The following is a 23,139-nucleotide window of genomic DNA, read 5'->3' on the forward strand; positions in this document are numbered from 1 at the left end:
CTCGGGCTGGTGAGCCAATTGGCGAGCGCCGTGCGGCGGCCGGAGGAGGTGGCCGTCGGCGTGATGGTGGGCGTCTCGCCATTGGCGAAAGCCTCCGGGAAGGCCGGCTGCACCTCATCGAGCGGACGCTCGTGATTGCCGCCGAAATAGATGTAGGTCGGAGGGGCGTCGGAATGTCCGAGCTCGGTCGCCGCGGTGAATGTATCGGCTCCGCGCGTCGGCTTGAGCTTCTCGAATTTCTTCAGCTCTTCCGTGAGCTTCTGATATTCGGCCCATTTCGCCACCGCCTCCGGCGTGTGGTCGGGGCTCTGCTTATCGTTGGCGATGTCGCGCAGATAATTGGCCAGCGCGGGCTGATCGGTGACGATGTCCGCTCGATAATTGACCCAGCGGTCGAGCGCGTTCCACTCGCTCTTGGGCTTGAAGATCGAGGCGCGCGCGTCGGGATTGTAGCGCTCCTTGTAATAGAAGCTGGCCTTTTCGCGAATCTGCTCGATGATCGCCTTCTGCTTGTCGAGAATATCCTTCGCGGCCGTCTCATATTTGGCGAGCGCCTTCTCATAGGCGATCTCCTGCTCGCCCTTGGCGGCGGGGATCTTCTCGTCGAAGGCCGTGTTGGCGAAAAAGGCCTGCAGCGAGAAATAATCTTTCTGCGTGATCTTGTCGGACTTGTGGTTGTGGCAGCGCGCGCAGCCGACCGTCGTGCCGAGGATCGCCGTTCCGATCGTGTCGGTGATGTCGGTCGTGATCTGATATTTGCGGCCGATGAGGTCGCGCGCATTGGGATTGTCGGTGTAGCTCGCCAGGAAGCCGGTGGCGACGAGCGCTTTCTGATCGCCGGGCGCGATCTCGTCCGCTGCGACCTGCTCCTGTATGAAGCGCGAATAGGGCTTGTCCTCGTTGAAGGACTGCACGACGTAATCGCGATAGCGGAAGAAATTGGGTCGCGTCACATCGTTCTGAAAGCCGGCGCTGTCCGCATAGCGCGCGAGATCGAGCCAGCGGCGCGCCTGCCGCTCGCCATAGCGCGGCGAGGCCAGCAGCCGATCGACGAGCTTCTCATAAGCGTCCGGCGCGGCGTCGTTCACAAAGGCGGCGACCTCTTCCGGCTCGGGAATGAGGCCCAGGACGTCGAGCGTCGCGCGGCGAATGAAAGCCGAACGGTCTGCATCCTGCGACGGGGAGAGCTTCGCCGCTTCGATCTTCGCGAGAAGGAAAGCGTCGATCGGCGAGCGCACCCACGCCTTGCGCTCCACCTCGGGGATCGCCGGATGCTGCACGGGCTGATAGGCCCAATGCGGACGCGACGCCGCGCTCGAGCGGGCGGGGCCGGACGCAGGCGCGACATCCGCCGCTATGGCGATCGTCGCCGTGGACGCGCCGAGCATCAGCGCCAACAACATGTTCTTCATTGGTTTCTTCATCTCGTCATCCCCAACGGCAATTCGTCTCGGCGATGCAGTCCCGACGGACCGCCCGGACCAACGGCCAGCGCAGGGATCGCACCGCGGCCAGCCGGATACATATTCCTACTAGAATGATGTACTTTTAACAAGCGCAGAGTCGACGGAATCCAACAATAAAGACATCGAGCAGCGCCATCGTCGACATCGTCCTATAAACTCCACAGGAAAACAGGAGTGTCGAATCCCGTCGCCGTCGCGGCTCGATCGCGATCGCGGTTTCCAGCGTGTTTTCGGAGGCGAAGCGATCGCTTTCGATCGACAGCCGATCGGCGGCGAGCCTCATGCGAGATCGCTCCGTCGGAACAGAATGAAAGCTCAATCGATCTCGAAGTGCGAAGCAGGCGGGAGACCTGCGCGAATCACGCGGTTCCCCGGTCGATCGGTCGGGCGCCATGACAGCCGCTCGCGTCGAGGAGCCCACGCCGATTTCGCGCTTGCACGAGACCGGAGTGATGACGCCCGAGCGGAGCCTGCCGGACTCGGGTGCGGACGGCTCCGAGCATCGAAGCGCGCCCAGGGGGGCTCATCTTCGAGGCTTTCGCGTTCCGCAAAAAGCGCGTCAGGACGAGGGGAGCGCGTTTGCCGGAACGAAGCAATCACCCGCAAGCCGCATCACATGAAAATGCCTGGCGTGATTCGATGGCGCGCGCGACGACATGCTCGATCATCGCGAGCTCGCGAGGCGCCCGCTGACGCGCGGACTGTCGGCAGCTGCGCCTGACTTCGTGCTTTCGGAGGGAGAGTCGCAGGGCTCGGAGCCCAAAAAATTCTGGTGCCGCAAGAGGGATTCGAACCCCCGACCCCATCATTACGAATGATGTGCTCTACCAGCTGAGCTATTGCGGCGTTCTCTGGATGGGCCGTAGCCCGTCCGAGGCGTTCCTATTAGCGGCGCCGAATGGGTTTTTCAAGCGCCTACGGCCTTGTTCGTCAAAGCTCGTTGCGAGAAGAGCGGCTGGGCGCGGGCGAAAGGCTCGCCAGCGCCTGGCCGCGCAGCTGATCCGCCTCGGAACGGGCCTTTTTGGCGTCGGCGCGCGCGGCCTTGGCGGCGCGGCGATAGCGGCCATGCGCCACCCAGGACGACAGGCCGCCCGCCAGCACGCCCAGCGCGATCGCCGCCAGAACCACGAGATAGAGCGGCGCCTCGAAAGACGGCCCGCTCTCGCCCGCGCCCGGAAACGGGTCCAGGAAAATCTTCACCGGCCCGCGATTCGCCACCGCGAAATATAAGAACACCAGCCCCAGCGGAACAAAGACGAGAATGCGCAGAACCGATCTCATGTCACCTTCCTACTTCGTCCGCCGCCCTATCGAAGGGTCAGCCGTGGGCGTCGTTCAGCCGCTCGCGCATTTCCTTGCCCGTCTTGAAGAAGGGCACGGATTTCTCCTCCACCGAGACTTGCTCGCCGGTGCGCGGATTGCGACCCGTGCGGGCCTCTCGCCGCTTCACCGAGAAGGCGCCGAAGCCGCGCAGCTCGACCCGGTCGCCGCGCGCGAGCGCCAGTGTGATCTCGTCGAGAATCGTGCTGACGATCGTCTCGACGTCGCGCTGATAGAGATGCCCATTGCGGGCGGCAATTCTTTGGATGAGTTCTGATTTGATCATGCGACGTTCCAGTTCTGCCGACTTGACCGCATCGATCGGAGCCTCAATCGGGCGTGGGAGCGTGCCAAATCGCGACCATACCGTCAAGCAGCCCTTGCTGCGCGAGAAGGCCGGCGCGCTCCAGCGCGTCGGCGAAGGCCGAAAGTCCCAGCGTCCGCGACATGGACGCCATCGAATCGACGAGGCCGAGCTTTTCCAGCGTGCTCTTTTCTTTCCAGTCGCGCACCGGCAGCTTTTTGGCGACGCCCTTATTGGCTTCCAGCCATTCGATCGCCTCGCGCTCGCCGCCGAGCTTGTCGATGAGCTTCAGCGGCAGGCTCTGGCGGCCGGTGAAGACGCGGCCGTCCGAGACCTTGGCGAGCTCCTCGTCGGTGAGCTTGCGGCGATCCTTCACCAGCTGCTTGAACCAGTCGTAGGAATCGGCGACGAGCGCGGCGATGGCCTCGCGCGCGGCGTCGCTGGTGGGCTCCAGCCCATTGGGCGCGGCCTTCAGCGGCGAGGATTTCACCTCCTCCACCTTCACGCCCACAGTGTCGAGCAGGCGCGAGACATTGGGGAATTGGAATAGCACGCCGATCGAGCCGACGATCGAATTGCCTTGCGCGAAAATCTCGTCGGAGGCGATGGCGGCGATATAGGCGCCGGAGGCGGCGAGCGTCCCGACGACCGCGACCATGGGCTTTTTCTCGGCGAGGCGGCGCAGCTCGTCATGGAGCTTCTCGGAGCCGGTCGTGGTGCCGCCAGGGCTGTCGATATTCAGCAGCACGGCGCTCGCATGTGATTCGCCGATCGATTTGATGAGATCGAGCGTCGCCTTGTCGCCGGTGATGAGGCCGCTGATCGACAGACGGGCGATATGGGGCGACAGCTTGGCGGCCGGGCTCGGCCCGCCGTCGCCGAATCGTGCGAAGGCCGCGAGGCCGGCGAGGGCGACCGCGACCACGGCCAGAACACGCCAATAGCCGAGCTTGCGGCGAAGGCGGCGACGATCGATCAGATATTCGTTGGGAAGCGACATGCCGGGGCTCGGGCTCGACAGAAAGGGGCGCGACACTCGTGAGACTAGCCTGTTTCGCGCCGGGAGGGAATCGGCCGCGCGCATTCGCGCCGCACGATCGATGGAATTGCAAAATCGCATAAAAAATTGCAGTTTCGTCGCAGATGGAAGCCTCGGGGAGCATAGGGAAATTGGTCTCGCCTCGCCTTTGTTCGCGTCTCGCTGTCGCGCTCGCCCTCGTCGGCGCCGCTTTTTCCGCCCCCGCGGCGAAGGCGGCCGGCTGGCATTATTATGATCCCGAGTGCCCCGTGGCGCTCGGCGCCGGCAAGACGATGAAATTCGTCGCCATGCAGCCCAAGAAGAACATAGACCGCGTCTGCGACGTGCTTCCCGACACGGGCGCGACGGTGATCGCGTTGGACGCGCCGGACGCCGAGCTACGCGAGATGAATTGGGATATTCGCGTCGTCCGCGACGCCGAAGGCGATGGCGAGCCGGCGGAGAGCGACACTGTGATGCGCCTGCCCTCGCAGAAGTTTCGCAATGGCATGGTCAATTTCGACGTCAATATTCAGACGGCGGGCAAATATGCGCTCTATGCGCGGCTCACGAGCGACGATGGCGCGAAAGAATATGTCGGCCGTCACCACTTCACCGTGGGGCTGATCGACAATACGGAATTCTATGCCTACGTCTTCTTCGGCCTGCTGGTGGCGGGCGTCGGCGGACGCTTCGGCTATGTCGCGCTGAAGAAGCGACAGGCCGCCTGACGGCCGTGGGCGCTTCTACCTCCCCCTCGAGGGGGGAGGTCGAGCGCCGCAGGCGCTCGGGTGGGGGTGACGCCCCGAGTCTTCGCCGTTGGACCCCACCCCGTCCGGCTATCGCCGGCCGACCCTCCCCCTGAAGGGGAGGGTGGATGCGCCCCTGTTGCGGCTCAGCCTTCCACTACGGTGAACTCCAGCGGCACGCCATTGGCGAGCGGCGTGGAGCCGCCGGCCTTGGCGTCGGCCAGACGGTCGAGGCGGATCAGCGCCAGACCTTCGCCGCCCACGGCCGAGCCGGTGACGCCGATCTCCACCTCGCCGGCCTTGATCGTCGTGCCCGGCGCCGGGGCCGCGCCCTCGGCGTGGAAAGTGGCGACGCGCTTGCGCACCGGGCCGCGATGCTTCATGCGCGAGACCACTTCCTGGCCGAGGAAGCAGCCTTTCTTGAAATCGACGCCGGCGAGGCGATCCATATTCGCCTCATGCGGAAAAGCGTCGCCATAGACGAAATCGAGGCCGCCCTCGGGCGCGGCGGCGGCGATGCGCTTGGCGTCATAGGCGTCGCGCGGCGCGGTGGCGAGCGTTCCGGCGATCTCACGCGTTACGAGGCCGCGCCAGCCGAGGCTCTCCGCGCGGGGGTCGGCCGCGAGGGCGATGGCGTCGATCGCCGGCTTGGCGGTCGCTTCGGGGAAGGCGACGCTGGCGTAATCGGCGCTGCGGTCGGTGAGCGTCACGGCGGCGCGCAGCTTGTAGAATTTCAGACGGTCGAGCAGCGTCTCCACCATATTGGAGGCGCAATCGAGCAGCAGCACGAGCCCGTCCTCGCCGACGCGGGCGAAGATGAAGAAATCGACGATGATCTTGCCTTGTGGCGTGAGCAGCGCCGCAAAGCGCAGCTCGCCCGCCTCTATCGTCTTCACATTCTGCGTGAGAATTCCATGCAGATATTTGGCGGCGTCGGGGCCGGCGACCTCGACGACGCCCCGGTCCGAGAGAAGTGTGGCGCTGGTCATTGTCCGATGTGCTCCAAATGAGGTCGGCGAACCGACAGGCGCCTCTCGCGAGCGCAGGGCGGGTTCCGGCCCGCGCCAATCTGCGCTAGATCGTTTCGAAAGGGCGACGCCCCGTTCGCGTCGAAACTCCACAGTCCGGGCGACACCTGCAAGCGAGGCGCCAGCCATGCCCAAGACATTCGACATGATTCTCGCCGGCGGGACGCTCGTCAACCAGGATGGCGTCGCGCCCCGCGATATCGGGTTGCGCGACGGCAAGATCGCCGAGATCGGCGATCTCGCGCAAGCCTCGGCCGGCGAGCGGATCGATTGCGCGGGCCTTCATATATTGCCGGGCGTCATCGACACGCAGGTGCATTTTCGCGAGCCCGGCCCCACGCATAAGGAAGATTTGGAGACCGGAACGCGCGCCGCCGTCCTCGGCGGCGTCGTGGCGGTTTTCGAAATGCCCAACACCAAGCCGCTGACCACCGGCGCCGCCGAGCTCGCCGACAAGGTGGCGCGCGCCTCGGGCCGCGCGCATTGCGATTTCGCCTTTTGGGTCGGCGGCACGCATGAGAATGCGAAAGATATTCCCGAGCTCGAGCGCCTGCCCGGCGCGGCCGGCATAAAGGTTTTCATGGGCTCGTCCACCGGCTCGCTGCTGGTCGCCGATGACGCCGGCGTCGGCGAGATTCTCTCCAAGACGCGCCGCCGCGCCGCCTTCCACAGCGAGGACGAATATCGCCTCGAGGAGCGCAAGCCGCTGCGCGTTCCGGGCGATCCGACCTCGCATCCGGTCTGGCGCGACGAGATCGTCGCGCTGCGCTCCACCGAGCGGCTGCTGCGCATCGCCCGCGAGAAGGGCGCGCTCGTCCATGTGCTGCATATATCGACGGCGGAGGAGATCGAATTTCTCGCCCGCCACAAGGATATCGCCAGCGTCGAGGCGACGCCGCATCATCTCACCCTCGATGCGCGAGATTATCTGCGGCTCGGCGCGCTGGTGCAGATGAATCCGCCGGTGCGCGACGCGCGCCATCGTGAGGGGATTTGGCGCGGCGTGACGCAGGGAATCGTCGACGTTCTCGGCTCCGACCATGCGCCGCATACGCTCGAGGAGAAGGCCAAGCCCTATCCCGAGAGCCCCTCCGGCATGACCGGCGTGCAGACTCTGGTTCCGACCATGCTGGACCATGTGAACGCCGGCCGGCTCACCTTGCAGCGCTTCGTCGACCTTACCAGCGCCGGGCCGGCGCGCCTCTTCGGCCTCGCCGGCAAAGGCCGCGTCGCCGTGGGCTATGACGCCGATCTCACCGTGGTCGATCTGAAGCGCCGCGAGACGATCCGCAACAGCTGGATCGCCTCGCGCTGCGGCTGGACGCCTTATGACGGGGTGGAGGTCACGGGCTGGCCCGTCGGAACGATCATTCGCGGCGCGCGGGTGATGTGGGAGGGCGAGCTGGTCTCGCCCTCGCGCGGCGCGCCGATACGGTTTCAGCAGGCGTTGTGAAGGAGCAGTCTCACCCGCGGATCGACAGCTCCAGCCCATCGTCGAGCGGAATTTCGCTGGAGGAATAGCCATTGGCCGGATCGCGCACATAGGCGACATAGGGTTCGAGCATCTCCGGCATGATCTTCAGATCATCGGCGACGACGAGCGCTCCGGCCGAAATCGCCGGCTCGAGGCCGCGCAGCAAGGGCAGATAGAGCGCTTTCCATCCATCGAGCAGCAGGACGTCGATTTCTTCGACGCCGATCAATGTCTCGAACGCGTCGCCTCGGCGCAGCTCCACCCATTCGTCGAGACCCGCCTCGCGCAGATGCTCGGCGGCGCGCGCGGCTTTTTCCGGGTTGAGCTCTGTGGCGATCAGCCGTCCCTGGCCATTGTCCGCGAGCGCGGCTGCGATATGGATCGCCGACAATCCGAACGATGTCCCGAACTCGACGACCAGCTTGGGTCGGCGCAGCCGCACGAGCTGATAGAGCAGGCGTCCGACTTCCGGTGCGACGCCGATAAAGGCGAGGTCGAGCAGGCCGGCGACGGCGCGATCGTCATAAGGCGTTCCGCTTTTCTCGAATTGGGCGCGCGCCAGCGGCAGCACATCTCTGTCGCGGCGTTCCGCCTCTCGATACAAGCGTTCGAGCGTGGCGGCCACCCTGGCGGAATGGAGCGTGATCATCGATCTATCCTCGTTTGGAGTTGCGATGACCTCAGCATAGGCAGGGGCGGAGCCGATCCGCCTTGCAGAGTCGTTCGGTCATTCTTGCGTCCAACGCAACCCAAAGCCTGCTAGTCTTGCGCTCCATGGAACCCATGGATCTCAATCTTCTGGTCGCGCTCGAGGCCATGCTCGCCGAAGGCGGCGTGACCGGCGCCGCGGCGCGGCTCAACAAGAGCGTTCCGGCGATGAGCCGCACATTGGCGCGTCTCCGCAAGGCGCTGGACGATCCGCTGTTCGTGCGCGCGGGTCGCGACTTCGTTCCCACGGCTCGCGCCCTCGATCTGCGGCCGCGGCTCGGCCCGCTCATCGCCGAAGCGCGAATGCTCCTGAGGCCAGAGGCTTTCGACGCCGCGCGTCTCGAGCGTCGCTTCGTCATTCGCTGCGGCGACGATCTCGCCGGCGCGCTCGGTCCCTTATCGGCGCGAATGCTCGCCGAGGCGCCCGGCGTCTCCATCGTGCTGGCGCCGGAGGGGGAGGAGGGCGTCGCCGATCTGCGCGACGGCCGCGTCGATATCGACCTGGGCGCGCCGGGCGCCCTCGGCCCGGAGGCGCTTACGCAGACATTGCTGCGCGATCGCTACATCGGCGCCGCGCGCGCCGCGTCGCCTCTTTTCGGCGCGCGGATCGACGCAGCGCGCTACGCCGCGGCGGAGCATGTCTCCGCGTCGCGCCGTGGCCTCGCGCATGGGCCGATCGATCGCGCGCTCGCGACGCTCGGCCTCGAGCGGCGTGTGCGGCTCACCGTGGCAAGCTCGGGCGCCGCTCTCGTGGCGGCGGGGGCGAGCGATCTCGTCGCCTCCGTTCCGCGTCTTGCGGCGCGCGCCGCCATTGCGCGCGGCGCGGAGCTGCGGCTGTTCGATCTCCCGGTCGCCACGCCCGAGCTGACGATCGCCGCGAGCTGGCATCCGCGGCAGCAGGCCGATCCGGCGCATCGCTGGCTGCGCGAGAGGCTACGCCTCGCCGTTACGACGCTCGGTCTGGCGGATTGATTCGATACGCGGCGCTGCATAGGCTGCTGCCATGTATCTGCCAGATCTCTTTCATGAGCAGGATTTCGAGACGGTCGCCGCCCTGATCGAGGCGCATCCGCTCGGCGCGCTCACGCGGATCGTGAATGGCGCGATCGTCGCCGATCACATTCCCTTTCTCTTCGACGCGAAGGCCAATGTGCTGCGCGCCCATGTCGCGCGCGCCAATTCGCTGTGGCGGGATTTCGATCCCGCCAGCGAGGCGCTGGCGATCTTCACCGGCCTCGACAATTATGTGACGCCCTCCTGGTATGCGACCAAGCGCGAGACCGGAAAGGTCGTTCCGACCTGGAATTACGAGGCTGTCCATGTCTATGGCCGCCTGCGCGCGATCGAGGATGCGGCTTGGATTCGCGCGCTGCTGCGCGATCTGACGGCGCGTCATGAATCGACGCGGCCGGCGCCTTGGGCGATCGAGGATGCGCCGAATGGTTTCATCGACGCCATGCTGAAAGCGATCGTCGGCATAGAGCTGTCGATCACGCGCATAGAGGCGAAGCGTAAGCTCAGCCAGAATCGCAACGCCGCCGATCGCGCCGGAGTGATCGCCGGGCTCGAGGGTGAGGGCGGCGAGGCCGCAGAGCGAATGGCGAAGGCGATAGCGGCGCTGGGCCGGAAGGCGTGACGCGTCACCGCCCCCGCAGCGCGTCCAGCGTCTTCTTGCCCGCTCTGCCATCCGCCTTCAGCCCGGCGCGGCTCTGGAAGTCGGCGATCGCTTCCTTGGTCTTGGTTCCGATCACGCCGTCCGGCTCGCCCACGGCGTAGCCCTGGCGGTTGAGCAGCGCCTGCATCTCGCGGCGCTCGGCGCGGGAGAGGCCGGGATCGTCGGTCGGCCAGGGCGTCTGAATGCCCGGGCGCCCGCGCAGCTGGTCCGACAGCACGGCGATCGCCAGCGCGTAAGATTCGGCCGCGTTATAGGAGTAGATGGCGTCGAAGTTGTGCGTCACCAGAAAGGCGGGGCCGTTGCGGCCGGCCGGCAGCAGCAGCGCCGCCTGGCCTTCGCCCAATCCGCCGCCGTCGAGCCGGGTGATTCCGCGCGCGCCCCAGGCCGACATGGGCTGCCGCGTCGTGCGGCCGGAGGGGCCGCTATAGCCCGCGGGAACGCTCACCTCGAAGCCCCAGCGCAGGCCTGGTCGCCAGCCGGCCTTGCGGAGGAAATTCGCCGTGCTGCCGAGCGAATCGGCCGCCGAGCTGGCGATATTGCGGCGTCCGTCGCCGTCGAGATCGACCGCCGTGGAGAGGAAGGTGGAGGGCATGAATTGCGTATGGCCGAAGGCGCCGGCCCAGGAGCCGTTGAACTCCTCCGGCGCAATGTCGCCGCTCTGCAAAATCTTCAGCGCGGCGATGAACTCGCCTTTGAAGTAATCATTGCGGCGCGGCGCCTCGCAGACGAGCGTCGCCAGCGATTGCACCACGCTGCGCTTGCCGAAATTCTTGCCGAAATCCGATTCGACGCCCCAGACGGCCACCACCGTCGCCGGATCGACGCCGAAGCGCTGCTCCGCCGCATGCAGGGCGGAGGCGTGGCGCTGGATCATGGCGCGGCCTTCCTCGACGCGCTCCTCATCGACGAGGCCGGCGATATAGTCCCAGATCGGCGTCTTGAACTCGGGCTGCTTGTCCATGAAGCTCGGCGCGTCATTGGGCTCGAGCCCATTGGTCGTGCTGTCGATGACGCGCTGCGACACGCCCGCCCCCGCCGCCGCATGGCGCAGGCCGGCGAGGCAGGAGGCGAAATCGGCGCGCGCCGGCGCGGCGCAGAGAAGAAGGGCGAGGACCGCCGGGAGCTTATGCGAGATATTCATGAGCGGATGCTAGGAACCTATGGTTACTGCTTCGTTGCTGCGATCGTCCGTTTCGGTTCATTTCGGCGCGGAGATCGGCTAATTTGAGGCCCAAGCCCGCGCGGAGACGGGCGGCGACGACGCCCGGCCCGAATTCGGCGCGACACCAGACAAAAAAGAGGAACCCCATGCTTCGCAGACTGCTCGCGCTGACGCTCGTCGTCGCGCCGCTCACCATCGACCGCGCCGCCGCCATCTGCTGGTTCGGCTGTCCCGATCCGACCGAAGCCAATGCGCGGCAGATTTTCGACAATCTGCTGAAGCAGCGCTTCGACAAGCCCGGAAAAATTCTCTCCTTCAAGCAGACGATGACCGAGCGTCTGGAGATGCACGCCACCGGCGAGAAAGGCTTCGAGCTGTTCTTCAACGCCTCAGTGCAGTTTCCCGATGGCGCCAATCTCGAATGCAAGCCGGACGACGCCGGCAAGTTTCCCGAGGGCTGCTCGTCGAGCAAGCATTATGTGACCGCGCCGCGCAGCAGCGATCCCAAGGGCAAGCAATTTGTGGCCCCCGGCGAGACGATCGCCTTCGACGAGGAATATCGCTTCTACGCTGACGGCGACGGCTGGAAAGGCCCCGATGGCGTCACCTACAAGCAGTAAAAAAGGCCGAGTGTTTCCTTCTCCCGTTTACGGGAGAAGGTGGCCCCGCCACAGGGCGTCCGTGAGGACGCCCGTCGCGAGCGACAGGCTCTGGCGGGGTCGGATGAGGGCGCCTCCAGAAGGGGCGGGGACTCATCGTAGTTCACGGGAAAAATTCAGATCGCGACGAGATTTCGAGCGTCCTGAAGGACCCTCATCCGACCCTTGCTTTGCAAGGGCCACCTTCTCCCACGAGTGGGAGAAGGAATCTCACCGTCAGGCGATCAGCGCGCGGGCGGCGCCGCGTTCGTCGCCGAGCGCCTCGAGCGCCTTGGCGACGATGGCGCGGGCGTCGAGGCCGGCGCGGGCGAGCATGATGTCCTGCTTGTCATGGTCGATATAGAGATCGGGCAGGATCATCGAGCGGAACTTGAACGTCCCGCGCGCGCCGTCCAGCGCGCCATGCTCCGACAGGACTTGGAAGGCCTGCGAGCCGAAGCCGCCGATCGAGCCTTCCTCGATCGTGATGAGGACCTCGTGATTGGCGGCGAGGCGCAGCAGCAGATCGCGGTCGAGCGGCTTGGCGAAGCGGGCGTCCGCGACCGTCGTCGAAATGCCGCGGCCGGAAAGCTCCTTGGCCGCCGTCAGCGCATCGGCGAGCCGCGTGCCGAGCGAGAGGATCGCCACTTTCGAGCCCTCGCGGATCACGCGGCCGCGGCCGATCTCCAAAATCTCGCCGCGCTGCGGCAGCTCGACGCCGACGCCCTCGCCGCGCGGATAGCGGAAGGCGATCGGGCCTTCGTCGAAGGCGGCGGAGGTCGCCACCATATGGACCAGCTCGGCCTCGTCCGCAGGCGACATGAGCACCATGCCCGGCAGGCAGGCGAGATAGGCGATGTCGAAAGCGCCGGCGTGCGTGGGGCCGTCGGCGCCGACGAGGCCGGCGCGGTCGATGGCGAAGCGCACCGGCAGATGCTGGATCGCGACGTCATGCACCAGCTGGTCATAGCCGCGCTGCAGGAAGGTGGAATAGAGCGCGCAGAAGGGCTTATAGCCCTCGCAGGCGAGGCCGGCGGCGAAGGTCACGGCGTGCTGCTCGGCGATGGCCACGTCGAACATGCGGTCCGGGAAGGCCTTTTCGAACAGATCGAGGCCTGTGCCGGCGGGCATGGCCGCGGTGATGGCGACGATCTTGTCGTCGCGCTCGGCCTCGGCCACCAGAGTCTTGGCGAAGACGCTGGTGTAGGAGGGGGCGTTGGCCTTGGGCTTGTCCTGCGCGCCGGTCAGCACGTCGAAACGGTTGACGCCGTGATAGCGGTCCGCCGCGGCCTCGGCCGGGCCGTAGCCCTTGCCTTTTTGCGTCACCACATGGACCAGCACCGGGCCGTCGTCCTTGTCGCGCACATTGGTCAGCACGGGCAGAAGATGCTCGAGATTATGCCCGTCGATCGGCCCGACATAATAGAAGCCGAGCTCCTCGAACATGGTCCCGCCGCCGGTGATGAAGCTGCGGGAGAATTCCTCCGCCTTGCGCGCTTTCTCATAGAGGAAATGCGGCAGATGGCGGGCGAGCTGCTTGGCGGTCTCGCGCAGCGTGCGGAAGGCGCCGCCGGAGACGAGCCGGGCGAGATAGGCCGACATGGCGCCGGTCGGCGGCGCGATCGACATGTCATTGTCGTTGAGAATGACGATGAGGCGGGAATCGAGCGCGCCGGCGTTGTTCATCGCCTCATAGGCCATGCCCGCCGAAATGGCGCTGTCGCCGATCACCGCCACGACGTGATTGGAGCCGCCGGAGAGATCGCGCGCCACCGCCATGCCGAGGCCGGCCGAGATGGAGGTGGAGGAATGGCCGGCGCCGAAGGCGTCATACTCGCTCTCGGCGCGCTTGGTGAAGCCGGCGAGCCCCTTGCCCTGGCGCAGCGTGCGAATGCGGTCGCGGCGGCCGGTCAGAATCTTGTGCGGATAGGTCTGGTGGCCGACGTCCCAGACGATCTTGTCGTTCGGCGTGTCGAAGACGTAATGCAGCGCGACGGTCAGCTCGACGACGCCGAGCCCGGCGCCCAAATGCCCGCCGGTGACGGAAACCGCGTCGATCGTCTCGCGGCGCAATTCGTCGGCCAGCTGGCGGAGCTGGCCGGGCTGCAGCTTGCGCAGATCCTGCGGCGTGTCGATCCGGTCGAGAAGGGGGGTCTTCGAAGTCGTCAAAGCGCCTACTCTGGTCTGGACGGGCCGAGGGTCTCGACCGCAGGTGATCTCATATAGTGGGTCCGCCACATCCGGCAAATGCCGGACCTCGGCAGTATCACTCTGGCACGGGAAGAAGCGGGCGCGCAACCGCGCAGCAGCACGGTCTCTCTTCCGATCCCTTTGTTCCCCAAATATTTATCTCTCATGTGACAAATTTCCCACAGGCCTTTGAGCGGCGGCGACGCCCGCATCGCTGGCCTCGCTCTTGAAACGCCCGGCGCGGTCGACGTGATTCGTCTCGCAATGGCGTCGGACCTGGGCGAAACTGACAAGCGACGAGGGGCGAATCATGGCCACCACGCCATTTTGGATCAATAGGACGGCGTTTCTGGGCAGCCTTCCCGGCCCTTCGAGAGCCTCCGAGCAGAGCGCGGCCGGCCGCGAAGGCGTCATGACGAGTGGTTCGCTGGAGACGGAGGCGCTCGACGTCGAGCGGATGAGCGCCCATGTCCGCGATTGGGCCGAGCTCGTGTCGCGCGCCATCGAGCCCAACGGATTTCTGGAGCCCGGCTTCGCGCTTCCGGCGGCGCGGCATTTCCCGGCGAAATCGCGCCCGCTCTTCGTCACTGTCTGGCGGCGGGCGGGCCTTCAGGGCGCGCGGCGGCTGGTCGCGCTGTTTCCCATCGTCGCGCCCGGCTTCTCGCTCGGCGCGGCGACGGCGCGCGGCTGGCTGCACAAGCAGGCCGCGCTGGCGACCCCGCTGCTCGATCGCGAATGCGCGGAGGAGGCGGCCGCCGCCCTTCTCGACTGGTTCGCCGGCAACCGCTCCGGCGCGGGCGCCGTGCTCATTCCCATGACGCCGATGAGCGGGCCGGTTTTCGCCGCCTTCACCCGCGCCGCGCGCGCCACTGGCCGCGACTGGCGCGTGCTCGATCGGCATGAGCGCGCCGCTCTGCTCGCCGGCGGCGATCCCGAGGAGGTGTGGACGCGCACCTCCTCGCGCAAGGCGCTGAGCGAGATGCGCCGCCGCCGCCGCCGCCTCGAGGAGGCCGGCGAGCTGAAGCGCGTCGTCTATTCGACGCCGGCTGAGATTCCGCGCGCGACCGAGGATTTTCTGGCGCTCGAGGCCAGCGGCTGGAAGGCCGAGCGGGGCGCGCTGCTCGGCCATCCTTCGCTCGCCACTTTCGTGCGCAGCGCGACCCGTCTGCTGGCGCGCGAGGGCAAGATTCGCATTCACAGCCTCGAGCTCGCCGGCAAGCCGATCGCGATGGGCGTCGTCATCGAGAGCGGCGCGCGCTCCTATTTCTGGAAGATCGCCTATGACGAGAGCCTGCGCGCCCAGGCGCCCGGCGTGCAGCTCGTCTACGCCATCACCGAAATGCAATCGGAGCGCGCCGATGTCGCGATCACCGATTCCTGCGCCATCCCCGGCCACTATATGATCGAGCGCTGCTGGCCGGATCGTCTCGTCGTCTGCGATCTGATGGTGCAGGCGAAGACCGACGGCGTCACGCAATTCGCCGAGGCGCACGCCAAGGAAGTCTGGCGGCGGCGTTTGCGCGAGACGGCGAAGCGGCTCTATCATCGCGTGCTGAGCCGCAAGCGGTGAGCGGGCGCCTCCGCGCGCCCGCGCGCGACCGGAGGCCGGGACATGATCCGCGTCGGCATAGGGGGATGGAGCTTCGCGCCCTGGCGCGGGCTCTTCTATCCGCAGAAGCTGCCCGCCGGCGAGGAGCTCGCTTTCGCGAGCCGCCAAGTGACGGCGATCGAGATCAACGCCACATTCTATCGCACGCAATCGCGCGCGAGCTTCGTGAAATGGCGCGAGGCGACGCCCGATGATTTCGTCTTCGCGGTCAAGGCGCATCGCGCCGCCGTCAACGCCCGCGCCTTGTCGGAGACGGGCGAGACGATCGAGCATTTCCTCGCGAGCGGCGTGACGGAGCTGTCCGGCAAGCTCGGCCCCATTCTCTGGCAGCTTCCGCCCTATAGGCGCTTTCACGCCGAGGAGATCGCCGCCTTTTTGAAGCTGCTGCCGAAAAAGCGCGGCGCGCTTCGCCTGCGCCATGCGCTCGAGGTTCGTCACCCTTCGTTTCTCGACGAGAAATTCATCGCCTTGCTGCGCGCGGAAAATATCGCCGCGGTCTTCGTCGATTCCGCCGATGATCCTGCGAACGCCGACGTCACCGCCGATTTCGTCTATGCGCGGCTGAAGCATGCGCGCGACGATCGCGTCATCGGCTATGCGGCGGAGGAGCTGGATCTCTGGGCGCGGCGCGCGCGCGAATGGGAGAGGGGCGCAACGCCCGCCGATCTTCCGCATCTCGCGGCGCCCGCGAAGACGAGCGCGCGCGATGTTTTCGTCTTCATGATCGACGGCGCCAAGCGGCGCGCGCCGGCGGCGGCGCAGGCGCTCATCGCGCGGCTTCGGGCTTGACGTTGTCCTTCTTGCAGATCGCCTTCAGCGCCGCCCAATTCTCGTCGTCGAGCAGCGGCGGCCCGCGCTCGCCTTTGTCGGCGGCGGCGAGCGCCGCGAGCCGATCGGCGCTCAGCGGATGATCGTGCAGCAGGCCGAAGGCGCCATTCTCCGCGCCGGAAATGCGCGTCAGCAGATCGCCGAGCGGCTTGGCCGGCCGGCCGAGCCGCGCCATCAGCTCGGCGGCGAATACGTCCGCTTGCGCCTCCGCCTCGCGCGAATGGGCGGCGCCGATCAGCGCCTTGCTGGCGAAGACCAGCGCGCCGGCGCCGGTCACATCGCCGAACAGCAGGCCGATGAGATAGGAGGTCCCGCCCGTGGCGATGAGCTTGCGCATGGCGTCGCGATGTCTGAGATGGCCGATCTCATGGGCGATGACGCCGGCCACTTCGTCCGGCGTCTTCGCGCGGGTCAGCAGTCCCGAGAACACATAGATCTTGCCGCCGGGCAGAGCGAGCGCATTGGGAATGGCGGATCGCAGCACGTCTATGCGCGCCGGCTCCTCCAGAGCGGCGGCCGATTGCAGCCGCTCGGACAAACGCGTCAGCGCTCTCGCGCCTTTCTCGCTGCGGCAGGGCTCGGCCGAGAAGGCGCTGCGCAATTGCGCCTCCGCGGCCTCGCCGATCCGCCGCTCGACGGAATGCGGCACGAGCGGCGCGATGCGATCGGCTGCGAATGGAATGCCGAACCAGATCAGTGCGACGAAGCTCGTCGTCGCGGCCAGCGACCAATAGACGAGCGCGCGATTTGCGCCGGGGGGCGTTTTGCCGCCGAGATAGGGGCAGCGCGCGATGATCTCATTGTAGAGGCGCGGATCGTGCAATTCGAGCCGCGCCAGCTCGCCCGCCGCCGCCGTCTCGCGCCGTAGCGCGAAGATCGGCGAGTCGATGCGGCGAATGTCGTCATAGGGCCAGGAGGCGAGCGTCGCGCCATTCTGGACGATCTCCAGCGTCGCGCCGAAGCGCAGCGCGACGCGCCGCTTGCGGCTGCTCCAGCCGTCGAAGAAGACCACGGCCTCTTCGTCGAGGGCTCCCGGCTGCGGCTCCGCGCTCATGTCAGAAGCCGACGACGTCGAGACTATCGGCGAAACCCTCGCCAATGGCGCTCGGCGTGACGCTGGCGCGCGTCGCGACATCCTCGGCGGCCTCGAGGCCGTGAACGCGCACGGAGCTGGCCACGATCTTCCAGACGCGCTGCGTGAGAAAGATGCGCGAGGCGACGCCGATGGCGAGAAAGGTCGCGACATAGACGCCGATCCAGGCGGTCATTGTCCCAATGGGAATATGCGGCGTCGCTCCCGGGGCGGCGCCGCCCTGGAAGCCGGTCGTCCTGGCCGCCACGACCGCGAGAACGATTGCGACAATGGTCACGCCGACGACGATGGCGAACAGAGCGTAGTAATTCGTCAGCAGCTTTGTCGTCGCGAGCTTGCTCTCGAGGCGAATTCCGCCGAGGCGCAGCCCGCCGATCCACCAGCGCCATTGCGCGCCTTTGAAGGCGGCGTAGAGCGAGGGATACAGGAGAAAGGCGACGATGACGCCGAGGGTAACGAGCAGTCCCGTCGCATTGGAATTGTTCACCATGGTGCGGCCGCTTCCATCGCCCGCGGACACGCCGGCGTGCTGGGACGAGCGGGCGAGGAGGTAGAGGAGAAACGGATAGGCCAGCGAGACCGCCCAGATCCACCAGCCGCGCTTAAAGAAATCGCCGCCGCGGCCGACGAAATCGCCCTCCAGCGCGCCATAATAGGTGTTGCGCATCTTATAGCGCTCGAGCGCCGCCTCCGCCCAGGGCAGAGCGAGGCCGAGCGTGAGCGCGATCAGCAGGCCCCAGCCGATGGCGCGGAACATATAGGCGAGGCCGGAGCCGCCCATGCCGAAACGCAGGCCGCGCCAGGCGGAGCGGTTGAGCCGATAGCGCCGCGCGCGATAGATGGCGAATTGGCCGAAGGCGGCGAAAAACAGGCCCAGCGGCAGCGAGGCGAAGGCCCTTTGCCGCTCCGCCTCGAAGCCGATGACGATATAGGCGATATAGACGGGCGCGAGGATGGCGAGCGCGAAGAAGAAGCCGAACAATAGCTCGCGCGCCGTGCCGACATATTCCAGCGCATCGCCGCCGATGACCGTGCTCGACCAGAGATGGCGGCGCATATTGGTGGCGAGCCAGAAGCGATAGAAGCCGGCCGTCACCAGCTCCAGCAGCGCGCCGCGCGTGACCAGACGGCGGAATTCGCCATTGTCGCCGGTGAAGAGGACCGGGACCGGCGCCGCTTCAGAAGGAGATCGCGCGGCGACGTGCTCGTCCGCGAAGGAAATGTCGCTCATGATGCGATCCGCCTTTCGCAATGTTTTCGTTATGTAACGGCCCTACAGTATAAGCTGGATGAGGCGGCGGCAAGCTTCGATCGGGACCGATGCGCGTTATATTCGCATGGCGGCGGAATATTCGCATGTCGCGGGATGAGAAGAGGAGCGGCCGATGGCGGAGCATTGGTTTATTTCGGGCGCCAATAGGGGCATCGGCCATGGTCTGGCGACGCTGCTCGCGGACCGCGGCGACGATGTCGACGCCTCCGTGCGCAGCGAGGAGGCGCGCGAGCGGCTGCAGCATGATGTGGCGCGCCATCGCGCGCGCTTCTCGATTCATGTCTTCGACCAGCGCGACGAGGCCGGGATTCGCGCCGCCGCGCGTGAGCTGGCGGGGCCGCTCGACGTCCTCGTCTGCAACGCCGGCGCCTATGGGCCGCAGACGCAATCGACCTTGGACATGGATTTTCCCGGCGCGCTCGATCTCTTCGACGTCAACACGCTGGGGCCGCTGCGGCTGGTTCAGGCCTTTTTGCCGCTGATGCTGACCGCCGACAATCCGCGCATCGCGCTGATGTCGAGCGGGCTCGGCTCCATGGCGATGGAGGGCTCCACCAATATCGCCTATCGCGCCGCCAAAGCGGCCCTCAACAAGATCGCCCAGGGCCTCGCCCATGATCTGAAGCGCGATAAGGTCACGGTCGTCGCGCTCAGTCCCGGCTGGGTGCGCACCGATATGGGCGGGAAGAACGCCGATCTCTCCGTAGAGGAGAGCGCGGGCGGAATCCTGCGGACGCTGGACGCGCTGACCCTGGCGGACACCGGCCGCTTCCTCGATTATCGCGGCCGCGACGTTCCCTGGTAGCCGTCAATGCAGCGGGCGTGAGACGACATCGGCGCCGGCGGAGGCGGTGTCGCTCATCTGCTCGCCGAGACGCTGCAACTGATCGCCGAGATTTTCGCGCGTGCGCGGATCGACGATGGCGAAAGGCGTCGATACGGCGACGCTCGCCGCGGCTCCCACGGTCGAGGCCGCGCCGGTCGCCACCTGGCCCAGGCGCTCGCCCACGCCGCTCTGATTGTCGGCGAGCGTCTGGCCCTCCGCCAGCCGCGCGCCGATGGAGCGCACGATCTCCGGCGATTGCGCGAATGTGCCATGGCCGAGCGGATCGGCCGATTTCACCGTCGAGAGATCGACGACGGTGAAGCGCCGCTCCGCCAGAGCGTCCTTGAACGGCTCTCGCTCTGGATCGATGCCGCCGAGCCGCACCTTGTCGCCCCATACGCGGCGGGAGGCGGCCAGCGCCTCGTCCTCGCGCGAGACGAAGAGGGTGAAGATGGCGCGACGCTCGTCGATCTCGGCGATCTGCCGCGAGAACACGTCGTAATCGACGTCGGGCGCGGCGAGCATCACATTTTTGATCTTGGATGGGAGGCCATGGTCGCGGATCGCCATTTGGCGCAGCGCCTCCAGCGTCACCCAATTGCCCATGGAATGGGCCAATATCGAGATTTCGCCGACGGACGGGTCCTTGGCGAGCATATGCAGCACATGCTCCAGCGCGTCGCGGGAGTAGCTCGCGCTCTCATGGTCATAGCCATAGTCGAGCAGCTTGCCGCGCGAGGGCCAGGTGAACAGCACCGGCAGCGCGCTCGTGCCGGAATCATGGACGATCTGCGCGAGGCGATAGACCGCCTCGGCGAAGAGCGTGTTGAAGCCGTGGACGAAGACCAGCGCCTGACGCTTGGGCGTTTTGACGATGCGCGCGTCGAAGCGGCGCGCCGCCTCCTGCTGGCCGAGCAGATCGGCCCGCAGAGTGACGAACTCGCGCGTGGGATCGCCCGGCAGAGAGTCCGGCCATTGCACCTCGCCGATCTGGCGCGCGCCGTCCGGCGGAATGGAGATGGCGATATCGGCGAAGGCGAGGCCTTTGCCGCGCTCGCCGGTGAAGAGATCGCCGGGCGCCGCGCCTCGATCGCTGCGCGTCGTGGCGACCAGCAATTCGACGCGGCTCGTCCCCGCCGTTTGCGGCTGCGGGGTCAGCACGCCATGGGGCCGTCCGCCGCAGCCGCCCGTCGCGAGGGCGAGGCAGAGGGCGAGCGACGAAAGACGAACGCGTTTCGAAAAGCGGCTCATTCGGCAAAGCTCCCGATCCGCACCGGGAATAAACCGCCGGCTGAGACGAGTCACGCGCTTCCATTCCCCATTCGAGGGGCGGGTGAGACGATCAATCGGGAAAGTTGCGACATCGAAAGGGGTTAGTAACCGTTGTGTAGCGAGATTACGTGCAAATTTTCAAACTCATAGCGAAGTGTGCGATCCATGGCGGACATCTCGGCCGGGAAACTTCCTTGCGCCTATCTCCTCGCGGCGACTCTCGCCGCGGGCTTCACGCCCCTCGTCCTCGGCTGGGCCGGCGGCGACCCGCTCCTCTGCTGGGCCGCAGCGGCGCTCGCCGCTTTTGCGGCGGCGAGCGCGATCGAGCGCCGCCTCTCGGCGCAGATCGCCGCCTTGGAGAAGATCGCTGGGGGCGATCGTTACGCTCCTTTTCCGCCTGCGGGCGGACGTTCGGCGGCGCGGCTCCGCGGCGTCGCAGAGGAGCTGCGTCGCGCTTTGATCGCCGCCGACGCTTTCGCCGTCGCCGAGCGCAGCCGCGGGGCGGAGCAATCGATTCGCGAGGCCGGCCGCGCTTTCTTCCAGCGGCGGCTGCGCCAGATCGTGGAGGAGACGGAAGATGCGCTCGCCGTCGCCGACGCCGGCGCGCGATCGGCGGCCGGCGACTGCGCCGCCTGCAATGGCGACATGCTCCGTGGTCTCTCTGACGCCGCCGCCGCCGCGGCCACGGCGGCGGAGAATGTCGATGGACTGGCGCTGGCGGCGCGGGACGCCATCATCGGCCTCGTCGGGCGCTCTTCGCGCCAAGTGACGGCGGCGCGCCTGGCTGCCGACCGCAGCGCCGCCGATCTCGCGCGCGCGGAAGACATCGTGCGCGGCCTCGCCGCCGCCGCCGGCCGCATCGGCGCGGTGAGCAAGCTCATTCAGTCGATCGCCGGCCAGACCTCGTTGCTCGCGCTCAACGCCACCATAGAGGCGGCGCGCGCCGGCGAGAGCGGGCGCGGCTTCGCCGTGGTGGCGAGCGAGGTGAAGACGCTCGCCAATCAGACCGCGCGCGCCGCCGCCGAAATCGAGACGCAGATCGACTCCATACGTTTCGCGGTGGAGGACACGGTCGGCGCCATCGCCGACGTATCGACGAGCGTCGAGGCGGTCGCCGGCGTCAATCGCGACCTCGCAGACACTCTGAGCCGGGAAGCGGCCGAGCTCGAAGACATAGGGGCGCGCGCCGCCCTCGTCGCCCGCGGCGTCGGCGAAGCGCTGCCGGAGGTCGGCGGCGCCGTGGCGCAGGCGCATTCGGCCGGCCGCTCGGCGCTCGCCGCCGCGCAGACGATGCTCGGCGGCTCGAAGAGCCTCGTTTGCGCCGTCGATCGCTATTTCGCCGATCTCGACAATGGCGCGATCCGCATCGGCATATTGCATTCGCTCTCCGGCACGATGACGAGCAGCGAGCGGCCGCTGCAGGAGCTGCTGACGATGCTGGTCGAGCGCTGCAATGCGCAGGGCGGCCTCCTCGGACGCCCGCTCGAGGCGGTGATTCTCGATCCGCGCTCCGATCCCGCCCTCTATGCGGAGCAGGCGCGCCTTCTCCTGGAGGAGCGCGGCGTCGCGGCGATCTTCGGCTGCTGGACCTCCGCCTCGCGCAAAGCCGTGCTTCCGGTGGTCGAAAAGGCCAAGGGCCTGCTCTTCTATCCGAGCCAATATGAGGGCGAGGAACGCTCGCCCAACATCGTCTACGCCGGCGGCACGCCGAGCCAGACGGCGATCCCCGCCGTGGATTTTCTGAAAGGCCTCGGCGCGCGGCGCTTTTTGCTCATCGGCAATGACGACGTCTATCCGCGCGTCACCAATGCGATTTTGCGCGCCTATCTCGTCGCGCATGGCGTGGACGTCGCCGATATCGCCGAAATCTATGCGCCGCCCGGCCTCGGGGATTGGCGCGCCGTCGCCAGAGACGCGCGGCGCTTCGCCGCCCGTTCCGGCGCGGCGATCGTCTCGACGGTGAGCGGCGACGCCAATCTGCGCTTTTTCGGCGCGCTGGGCGACGTCGCCTTCGCGCCGATCTTGTCGCTGTCGATCGGCGAGGCGGAACTGCCGGCGCTCGCGCATTGCGACATCGACGGGCTCTATGTCGCCTGGAACTACCTTCAGGCGATCGACAGCCCGGAGAATCGCGGCTTCGTCGAGCAATGGCGGCGCTATAAGAACGCGCCCGACGCCTCGACCAATGACGCCATGGAGGCGAGCTATCTCGGCTTCGAGCTATGGCGCGCGGCGGTCGCCGCTGCGGGCTCCGTCGATGTCGCGGCGGTGCGCCGCGCGCTGCCGCTGCATGCGCTCCGCGCGCCGAGCGGCTTCTCCCTGAGGCTGGACGCCGAGACGCAGCATTTGCACAAGCCCGCTTTCATCGGCCGAGTCGCGCGCGGAGGCATAGCTCCGGTCTTCGTCGGGGACGGGCTGATCGCGCCGCAGCCTTGGAGCCCGTGGCTCACCAAGAGCCGCGCCGGAAAGGCGCGCGCCGCGTGACGGCGCGAGATCGCGCGCCGCC

General features: G+C 67.0%; 21 protein-coding genes and 1 tRNA gene. 9 read left to right on the forward strand and 13 right to left on the reverse strand.

What is annotated here, in order from left to right; translation table 11 throughout:
* The 6 genes from METLW4_RS23490 to sppA all read right to left on the reverse strand — a co-directional run.
* Positions 1 to 1,424, reverse strand: a 1,424-nt coding sequence (locus METLW4_RS23490; RefSeq protein ID WP_245258383.1) for a DUF1549 domain-containing protein, incomplete at its 3' end; no start/stop codon positions are given.
* Positions 1,425 to 1,548: 124 nt separating this feature from the next.
* Positions 1,549 to 1,749 (reverse strand): hypothetical protein, encoded by a 201-nt coding sequence (locus METLW4_RS0100010; RefSeq protein ID WP_018264142.1) that lies wholly within the window; start codon positions 1,747 to 1,749, stop codon positions 1,549 to 1,551.
* Positions 1,750 to 2,236: 487 nt separating this feature from the next.
* A tRNA-Thr gene (locus METLW4_RS0100015) sits at positions 2,237 to 2,312 on the reverse strand.
* A gap of 84 nt (positions 2,313 to 2,396) precedes the next feature.
* Complete coding sequence (locus METLW4_RS0100020) at positions 2,397 to 2,747, reverse strand: lipopolysaccharide assembly protein LapA domain-containing protein (protein ID WP_018264143.1); 351 nt, start codon at positions 2,745 to 2,747, stop codon at positions 2,397 to 2,399.
* Between the two features lie 37 nt (positions 2,748 to 2,784).
* Positions 2,785 to 3,072, reverse strand: coding sequence for an integration host factor subunit beta (gene ihfB / locus METLW4_RS0100025; RefSeq protein WP_018264144.1), 288 nt, complete (start codon positions 3,070 to 3,072; stop codon positions 2,785 to 2,787).
* A gap of 43 nt (positions 3,073 to 3,115) precedes the next feature.
* The gene (gene sppA / locus METLW4_RS0100030) at positions 3,116 to 4,090 is read right to left on the reverse strand and encodes a signal peptide peptidase SppA (RefSeq protein WP_018264145.1); all 975 of its coding nucleotides are present in this window, start codon (positions 4,088 to 4,090) and stop codon (positions 3,116 to 3,118) included.
* Between the two features lie 170 nt (positions 4,091 to 4,260).
* Between sppA and METLW4_RS0100035 the strand changes: the two genes are divergently transcribed.
* Entirely contained in the window at positions 4,261 to 4,839 is a 579-nt protein-coding gene (locus METLW4_RS0100035) for a hypothetical protein (protein ID WP_157234696.1), read from the forward strand.
* 164 nt (positions 4,840 to 5,003) lie between these two features.
* Here METLW4_RS0100035 and ygfZ read toward each other — a convergent pair whose 3' ends face one another.
* Positions 5,004 to 5,846, reverse strand: coding sequence for a CAF17-like 4Fe-4S cluster assembly/insertion protein YgfZ (ygfZ, locus tag METLW4_RS0100040; RefSeq protein ID WP_018264147.1), 843 nt, complete (start codon positions 5,844 to 5,846; stop codon positions 5,004 to 5,006).
* A 166-nt stretch (positions 5,847 to 6,012) separates the two neighbouring features.
* On the opposite strand from ygfZ, the gene METLW4_RS0100045 reads away from it, so the two are divergent.
* Positions 6,013 to 7,338: a dihydroorotase gene (locus METLW4_RS0100045; protein WP_018264148.1), complete on the forward strand. Its 1,326-nt coding sequence runs from the start codon at positions 6,013 to 6,015 to the stop codon at positions 7,336 to 7,338.
* Between the two features lie 10 nt (positions 7,339 to 7,348).
* On the opposite strand, the gene METLW4_RS0100050 is transcribed toward METLW4_RS0100045, so the two are convergent.
* Positions 7,349 to 8,008, reverse strand: a complete 660-nt coding sequence (locus tag METLW4_RS0100050; protein ID WP_018264149.1) for an O-methyltransferase — start codon at positions 8,006 to 8,008, stop codon at positions 7,349 to 7,351.
* A 134-nt stretch (positions 8,009 to 8,142) separates the two neighbouring features.
* Between METLW4_RS0100050 and METLW4_RS0100055 the strand changes: the two genes are divergently transcribed.
* Both METLW4_RS0100055 and METLW4_RS0100060 read left to right on the forward strand, forming a co-directional pair.
* Positions 8,143 to 9,039, forward strand: coding sequence for a LysR family transcriptional regulator (locus tag METLW4_RS0100055; RefSeq protein ID WP_018264150.1), 897 nt, complete (start codon positions 8,143 to 8,145; stop codon positions 9,037 to 9,039).
* 31 nt (positions 9,040 to 9,070) lie between these two features.
* Positions 9,071 to 9,703: an FMN-binding negative transcriptional regulator gene (locus tag METLW4_RS0100060; RefSeq protein WP_018264151.1), complete on the forward strand. Its 633-nt coding sequence runs from the start codon at positions 9,071 to 9,073 to the stop codon at positions 9,701 to 9,703.
* A gap of 4 nt (positions 9,704 to 9,707) precedes the next feature.
* On the opposite strand, the gene METLW4_RS0100065 is transcribed toward METLW4_RS0100060, so the two are convergent.
* Positions 9,708 to 10,883: a lytic murein transglycosylase gene (locus tag METLW4_RS0100065; protein WP_018264152.1), complete on the reverse strand. Its 1,176-nt coding sequence runs from the start codon at positions 10,881 to 10,883 to the stop codon at positions 9,708 to 9,710.
* A gap of 167 nt (positions 10,884 to 11,050) precedes the next feature.
* Between METLW4_RS0100065 and METLW4_RS0100070 the strand changes: the two genes are divergently transcribed.
* Complete coding sequence (locus METLW4_RS0100070; RefSeq protein ID WP_018264153.1) at positions 11,051 to 11,524, forward strand: hypothetical protein; 474 nt, start codon at positions 11,051 to 11,053, stop codon at positions 11,522 to 11,524.
* Between the two features lie 255 nt (positions 11,525 to 11,779).
* Here METLW4_RS0100070 and dxs read toward each other — a convergent pair whose 3' ends face one another.
* The gene (dxs, locus tag METLW4_RS0100075; protein WP_018264154.1) at positions 11,780 to 13,711 is read right to left on the reverse strand and encodes a 1-deoxy-D-xylulose-5-phosphate synthase; all 1,932 of its coding nucleotides are present in this window, start codon (positions 13,709 to 13,711) and stop codon (positions 11,780 to 11,782) included.
* A gap of 331 nt (positions 13,712 to 14,042) precedes the next feature.
* Between dxs and METLW4_RS0100080 the strand changes: the two genes are divergently transcribed.
* Positions 14,043 to 15,302, forward strand: coding sequence for a GNAT family N-acetyltransferase (locus METLW4_RS0100080; protein WP_018264155.1), 1,260 nt, complete (start codon positions 14,043 to 14,045; stop codon positions 15,300 to 15,302).
* Positions 15,303 to 15,344: 42 nt separating this feature from the next.
* Complete coding sequence (locus METLW4_RS0100085; protein WP_018264156.1) at positions 15,345 to 16,130, forward strand: DUF72 domain-containing protein; 786 nt, start codon at positions 15,345 to 15,347, stop codon at positions 16,128 to 16,130.
* Here the strand turns inward: METLW4_RS0100085 and METLW4_RS0100090 are convergent.
* Positions 16,108 to 17,223 (reverse strand): M48 family metallopeptidase, encoded by a 1,116-nt coding sequence (locus METLW4_RS0100090; RefSeq protein WP_018264157.1) that lies wholly within the window; start codon positions 17,221 to 17,223, stop codon positions 16,108 to 16,110. The two genes, METLW4_RS0100085 and METLW4_RS0100090, sit on opposite strands and share 23 nt — an antisense overlap.
* Before the next feature lies 1 nt (position 17,224).
* Complete coding sequence (locus tag METLW4_RS0100095; protein ID WP_018264158.1) at positions 17,225 to 18,493, reverse strand: YjgN family protein; 1,269 nt, start codon at positions 18,491 to 18,493, stop codon at positions 17,225 to 17,227.
* A gap of 154 nt (positions 18,494 to 18,647) precedes the next feature.
* Here METLW4_RS0100095 and METLW4_RS0100100 point away from each other — a divergent pair, with 154 nt between their 5' ends.
* Positions 18,648 to 19,340, forward strand: coding sequence for an SDR family oxidoreductase (locus METLW4_RS0100100; protein ID WP_018264159.1), 693 nt, complete (start codon positions 18,648 to 18,650; stop codon positions 19,338 to 19,340).
* A 3-nt stretch (positions 19,341 to 19,343) separates the two neighbouring features.
* On the opposite strand, the gene METLW4_RS0100105 is transcribed toward METLW4_RS0100100, so the two are convergent.
* On the reverse strand, positions 19,344 to 20,612 hold the full coding sequence (locus METLW4_RS0100105; RefSeq protein ID WP_018264160.1) for an alpha/beta hydrolase: 1,269 nt from the start codon (positions 20,610 to 20,612) through the stop codon (positions 19,344 to 19,346).
* Between the two features lie 186 nt (positions 20,613 to 20,798).
* Here METLW4_RS0100105 and METLW4_RS28820 point away from each other — a divergent pair, with 186 nt between their 5' ends.
* On the forward strand, positions 20,799 to 23,117 hold the full coding sequence (locus tag METLW4_RS28820) for a transporter substrate-binding protein (RefSeq protein WP_018264161.1): 2,319 nt from the start codon (positions 20,799 to 20,801) through the stop codon (positions 23,115 to 23,117).
* Positions 23,118 to 23,139 lie beyond the last annotated feature (22 nt).

The sequence above is a fragment of the Methylosinus sp. LW4 genome, assembly GCF_000379125.1.
Classification (GTDB): Bacteria; Pseudomonadota; Alphaproteobacteria; order Rhizobiales; family Beijerinckiaceae; genus Methylosinus.

Bases quoted from the DNA above. Each gene is read 5' to 3' on its own strand.
- sppA (WP_018264145.1), bottom strand. From the start codon at position 4,090: ATGTCGCTTCCCAACGAATATCTGATCGATCGTCGCCGCCTTCGCCGC.
- METLW4_RS0100095 (WP_018264158.1), bottom strand. From the start codon at position 18,493: ATGAGCGACATTTCCTTCGCGGACGAGCACGTCGCCGCGCGATCTCCT.
- METLW4_RS0100085 (WP_018264156.1), top strand. From the start codon at position 15,345: ATGATCCGCGTCGGCATAGGGGGATGGAGCTTCGCGCCCTGGCGCGGG.
- METLW4_RS0100055 (WP_018264150.1), top strand. From the start codon at position 8,143: ATGGATCTCAATCTTCTGGTCGCGCTCGAGGCCATGCTCGCCGAAGGC.
- ygfZ (WP_018264147.1), bottom strand. From the start codon at position 5,846: ATGACCAGCGCCACACTTCTCTCGGACCGGGGCGTCGTCGAGGTCGCC.
- METLW4_RS0100100 (WP_018264159.1), top strand. From the start codon at position 18,648: ATGGCGGAGCATTGGTTTATTTCGGGCGCCAATAGGGGCATCGGCCAT.
- METLW4_RS0100080 (WP_018264155.1), top strand. From the start codon at position 14,043: ATGGCCACCACGCCATTTTGGATCAATAGGACGGCGTTTCTGGGCAGC.
- METLW4_RS0100020 (WP_018264143.1), bottom strand. From the start codon at position 2,747: ATGAGATCGGTTCTGCGCATTCTCGTCTTTGTTCCGCTGGGGCTGGTG.
- METLW4_RS0100070 (WP_018264153.1), top strand. From the start codon at position 11,051: ATGCTTCGCAGACTGCTCGCGCTGACGCTCGTCGTCGCGCCGCTCACC.
- METLW4_RS0100010 (WP_018264142.1), bottom strand. From the start codon at position 1,749: ATGAGGCTCGCCGCCGATCGGCTGTCGATCGAAAGCGATCGCTTCGCC.
- METLW4_RS0100045 (WP_018264148.1), top strand. From the start codon at position 6,013: ATGCCCAAGACATTCGACATGATTCTCGCCGGCGGGACGCTCGTCAAC.
- ihfB (WP_018264144.1), bottom strand. From the start codon at position 3,072: ATGATCAAATCAGAACTCATCCAAAGAATTGCCGCCCGCAATGGGCAT.
- METLW4_RS0100090 (WP_018264157.1), bottom strand. From the start codon at position 17,223: ATGAGCGCGGAGCCGCAGCCGGGAGCCCTCGACGAAGAGGCCGTGGTC.
- METLW4_RS0100060 (WP_018264151.1), top strand. From the start codon at position 9,071: ATGTATCTGCCAGATCTCTTTCATGAGCAGGATTTCGAGACGGTCGCC.
- METLW4_RS0100065 (WP_018264152.1), bottom strand. From the start codon at position 10,883: ATGAATATCTCGCATAAGCTCCCGGCGGTCCTCGCCCTTCTTCTCTGC.
- METLW4_RS0100105 (WP_018264160.1), bottom strand. From the start codon at position 20,612: ATGAGCCGCTTTTCGAAACGCGTTCGTCTTTCGTCGCTCGCCCTCTGC.
- METLW4_RS0100050 (WP_018264149.1), bottom strand. From the start codon at position 8,008: ATGATCACGCTCCATTCCGCCAGGGTGGCCGCCACGCTCGAACGCTTG.
- METLW4_RS28820 (WP_018264161.1), top strand. From the start codon at position 20,799: ATGGCGGACATCTCGGCCGGGAAACTTCCTTGCGCCTATCTCCTCGCG.